Origin of the sequence: Paragemmobacter amnigenus, from assembly GCF_009908265.2 — a bacterium.
Classification (GTDB): domain Bacteria; phylum Pseudomonadota; class Alphaproteobacteria; order Rhodobacterales; family Rhodobacteraceae; genus Paragemmobacter; species Paragemmobacter amnigenus.
This window is the reverse complement of sequence record NZ_JAAATX020000025.1, coordinates 1-4,089: the sequence shown is the minus strand read 5'-3', so window position 1 is coordinate 4,089 and position 4,089 is coordinate 1. Positions and strand designations below refer to the sequence as shown.

General features: G+C 67.8%; 4 protein-coding genes. 1 reads left to right on the top strand and 3 read right to left on the bottom strand.

The window, feature by feature from the left end; translation table 11 throughout:
- Nucleotides 1–481: 481 nt before the first annotated feature.
- A complete protein-coding gene (locus GU927_RS20320) occupies nt 482–2,155 on the bottom strand; it encodes an amidohydrolase (protein WP_161764227.1) in 1,674 nt (557 codons plus the stop codon).
- A gap of 82 nt (nt 2,156–2,237) precedes the next feature.
- Nucleotides 2,238–3,206 carry an agmatinase gene (locus tag GU927_RS20315; protein WP_161764226.1) on the bottom strand — a complete coding sequence of 323 codons (969 nt, stop codon included), beginning with the start codon at nt 3,204–3,206 and terminating at the stop codon, nt 2,238–2,240.
- A 190-nt stretch (nt 3,207–3,396) separates the two neighbouring features.
- On the opposite strand from GU927_RS20315, the gene GU927_RS20310 reads away from it, so the two are divergent.
- A complete protein-coding gene (locus GU927_RS20310; protein WP_161764225.1) occupies nt 3,397–3,771 on the top strand; it encodes a bactofilin family protein in 375 nt (124 codons plus the stop codon).
- 186 nt (nt 3,772–3,957) lie between these two features.
- Here GU927_RS20310 and GU927_RS20735 read toward each other — a convergent pair.
- The coding region (locus GU927_RS20735) for an integrase core domain-containing protein (protein WP_161764224.1) at nt 3,958–4,089 on the bottom strand (132 nt) is incomplete at its 5' end.

Sequence of the window (4,089 nt, the reverse complement as noted above, 5' to 3'; positions counted from 1 at the left end):
CAAACCGTGAAGCTGACACCTAGATCATCGGAACCGAAATCCCTACTAGGCCGATATGCTGCGATCTGACGCCGATGCGCCCAAACCGCCCGCATATCCCTTCATTCATCATCTTGTCAAAGAGCGTTCCAGACACAAAACAAGCCGCACGCTGCTACCAGCGTCGCTTCCCGCCTTGCCTCCAGAGTTTTTTCGCTACGACTTCTGCCGCAACTTCCGTCGACTTCGTTCTGCGTTTCAGCGTCTCTTCGTCTTCGGTGAGGCGTTATCTACGGATCGCGTCGGGGGACCGCAAGAGGAAAAATGACAGGGTGATGACGATTTTTTCGGCAACCCAAGAAAACTTGGGGTTTTCGCGGGGGCTTGCGTCATTTTCCGCTTGGCCCCCGCCCTGTCCGCCCCGAAGATATCGCCTTCGCGGCGGCCTGTCGGGCGAATCCTGACCGAGTCACCCCGATTGACCCCCCTGCCCGACCGTGAATCACCCCTCCGCCCGGGCAAACCCCTCGGCCGCATAGGTCACGCGCCCCCCCGCCACGGTCAGCGCGATTCCCATCGCTCCGATCCGGTCGGGCGCCACCGACTCGATATCCCCGTCCAGCAGGACCATGTCCGCCGCCATCCCTGCCCGCAGCGTGCCGGTGATGTCGTCCCAATGTCCGGCCCAGGCGCCGCCCGCCGTATAGGCGTGCAGCGTCTCCATCAGGTCCAGCCGCTCGTCCCCTGCGCCCTCATAGGGAACCCGCGTCAGCGCGGCCTGTATCCCGCGCATGACCGAGACATCCGTCACCGGCCAGTCGCTGGCATAGGCAACCGGCGCGCCCGCCTGTTTCAGGCTCTTCCAAAGATAGGCGTCCTTCCAGCGGTCGCGGTGGAACACGTGGTCCATGGTCGACATCGGGAAATCCATCACCCCGGGCGGATGCGGGGGCTGCACGCTGGCCGTGATCCCCAGCGCGCCCAGCCTCGGCACATCGGCGCGGTCGATCAGCTCGATATGCTCGATCCGGTGGCGCATGTCGCGCAGGCCGTTCGCGCGCCCCGCCGCCTCGTACCCGTCGATGGTCTGGCGCACGGCGGCATCCCCGATCGCATGGACGGCGATCTGCAAGCCGCGCCGGTCGATCTCGGTGCAGATGGCCTTGAACCGCTCCGGCGCGAACAGCGGGTCCGCCCGATGCCCCGGATGCCCGGGATAGTCGTGCAGCATATAGGCGGTGCGGCTGTCCACCACCCCGTCCATGAACATCTTGACGAAACCCGAGCGCACCCAGTCGCCCCCATACTCTGCCGCCATGGCGCTGGCGCGCTCCAGCTCCGACAGCTCCATATGCGGCTTCATGTGGAAGGGCACCTTGACCCGCGCCGTCAGCCGCCCCTGCGCCTCCAGCGCCGCGAGCAGCGCGCAGGTATAGCGGTTGCCGTCCATGTTCACCATCGTGGTGATCCCGTGCGCCGCGCAATGCGCCAGCCCCGCCGCCACCTTGTCCAGATCGGCGGCAAAGGTGGCGTCATCCGGCCACGGCTCCGGCTCGCCCCCCGTGGCAATGCCCAGCTGCAGATGCGCCTCGCCCCCCAGCGCCAGCACGGGACCGAAGGCCTCGAACTCGCGCAGCTCGCCCGTCGCGGTGCCATCCGGCCCCATCACCACCTCATGCCCGTGCGGCATCGGGGCCCCGTGCAGCAGCCCCGCCTCCTGCAGGGCCAGCGTATTGGCCCAGACCGTATGGTGATCGGGCGCCATCATCGCGATGGGACGGTCCGCGATCACACGGTCCAGATCCTGCCGCGTCACCGGCGCGCCAAGGATCTCGTAAGCCGCCCCCTGCGCCATCAACAGCGCACGGTCAGGATTCTTCGCCGCATATCCCAGAAAGGCCGCGCGCAGCGCCTCGAACCCCATGACGCCCCCGATCTGCAACTGCACCAGCTCCGCGCCCCCCAGCACCAGATGCAGATGGCTCTCCACGAAACCGGGCAGCAGCGTCCGCCCCCCCGCATCGACCACGCGGCACCCCGCACCGGCCAGCGCGGCAACCTCCTCGCCCCCCACCGCAGCGATCCGCCCGCCACGCACCGCAACGGCACTGGCGAAAGGCCGCCCCGCATCCATCGTGATCACCCGTGCATTCTTCACGACCAGATCGATATCCATCCCTGCACCCTGCTCATTCATCTCGGTCCAAATACCCTGGGGGAAGCGTCGCCCCGGCGACGCGCGGGGGCAACGCCCCCGTTCAGCGGCCCGCCACCCGCTCCGCCATCAGGCACAGGATCTCGAACATGATCGAAATCCCCAGCCACGCCGTCCCGCCCGACGGATCGAAGGGCGGGCTGACCTCCACCAGATCGGCCCCCACAAGGTCCACCCCCCGCAAGCCCCGCACCACCTCCAGCGCCTGCCAGGAATTCGGCCCGCCCACCTCGGGCGTGCCCGTCCCCGGGGCAAAGGTCGGGTCGACGAAATCGATGTCATAGGTCAGATAGGTCGGCCCCTCGCCGACGATCTCGCGCGCCTCGGCCATCACATCCTCGACGCCCCTCCGGTGGAATTCACCCACCGGAATGATGCGGATGCCGTTGGCGGCGGCGAAATCCCAGTCCTCGCGCCCATAGGCCGTGCCCCTTATGCCGATCAGGACATAGCGCGCAGGGTCAATCAGCCCCTCTTCCACCGCGCGGCGGAAGGGCGTGCCATGGTTATAGCGGCTGGTCCCGAAATAGACGTCGTTCAGGTCGGTATGGCTGTCGAACTGCACCATCCCCACGGGACGCTTCTTCGCCACCGCCCGCAGGATGGGCAGGCTGCACAGGTGATCCCCGCCCCCCGTCAGCGGCAGGATGCCCGCCGCCACCACGCGGTCATAGAACGCCTCCATCCGCGCCAGACTGTCCATCAGATCGCCCGGATTGGGCGCCACATCGCCCAGATCGGCACAGCGCGCCAAGTCGAAGGGCGCAACCCATGTCGCCCCGTTCTGCGCGCGGATCATGGTGGACAGGTCGCGCAACTGGCGCGGCCCGTGGCGCGGCCCGGGCCGGTTCGTCGTCCCCCCGTCCCATGGCGCACCGATCAGGCCGATCTGCACCTCGGCCAGTCGCGGATCGTCCAGCCCCACATGCGGCAGCCGCATGAAGGTCGGAATGCCCGCGAATCGCGGCAGGTCAAAGCCCGAGACCGGACGGAAGAATTCATTACCCTGCATGGCCCGCGCTGCCCCGTCTGCTGATTCCCCGCCCATCTGACCATCCCGCCCCCCCGCCTGTCCGGTCCGGAACCGACACCGCCGCGCCGGAAAGACAGCACGCCGCCGCCCAGCCCCCGCGGCCCGCCGTCTCGCCCCTTGACCGCATCGCGCCATTCCCCCTTTATCTCCGCACCCTTCGGAGGACACCATGTTCAGCAAGCCCGACACCGCCCCCGCCGCGCCACAACCGGCCCGCGCGCCCAACCCGAATGCCGGGAAATCCGTCCTCGCCTCGGACCTGCGGATCACGGGCGAGATCACCTCCACCGGTTCGGTCGAGGTGTTCGGCGACATCGAGGGCAACCTCACCGCCCGCAGCCTGATGATCGGCGGCGAAGGCGCGGTCAAAGGCACCGTCTCCTCCGAAACGGTCGAGGTGAAGGGCAAGCTTGACGGCCGCGTCTCCACCCAGTCCTTCACCCTGCGCGCCACCGCGCAGGTCGAGGCGGACGTGACCTATACCTCGCTGGTGATCGAAAGCGGCGCGCAGATCGAAGGGCGGTTCAACCGGCCCAAGGGGTAAGGCTGCCCCCGCCCTGACCTGCCCCGCGCACTTCGACGTTCGGTACGCGATGGCAAAAGCAATCCCGCCACAAGACCCCGAGTGCAACGGTCGGACCGGACCGTGGCCAAAAGCCACGGTCCGCGCACGTCCCGCCCCACCGGGACGTGCGCCATGGGCGCCCGCCCCGGCGGGACGCGCGCGGCCCTAGCTGTGAGTTCTCAGAAGGTCATTCACCCTTGCGATTGGCGGGAGGCCGCCCAGTGCAGAATGTGGTCGTGACTGGTTGAACCAGTCAAGCCAGCGCGTGAGGTCGGCGTTTCGCGCTGCTGATGTTGG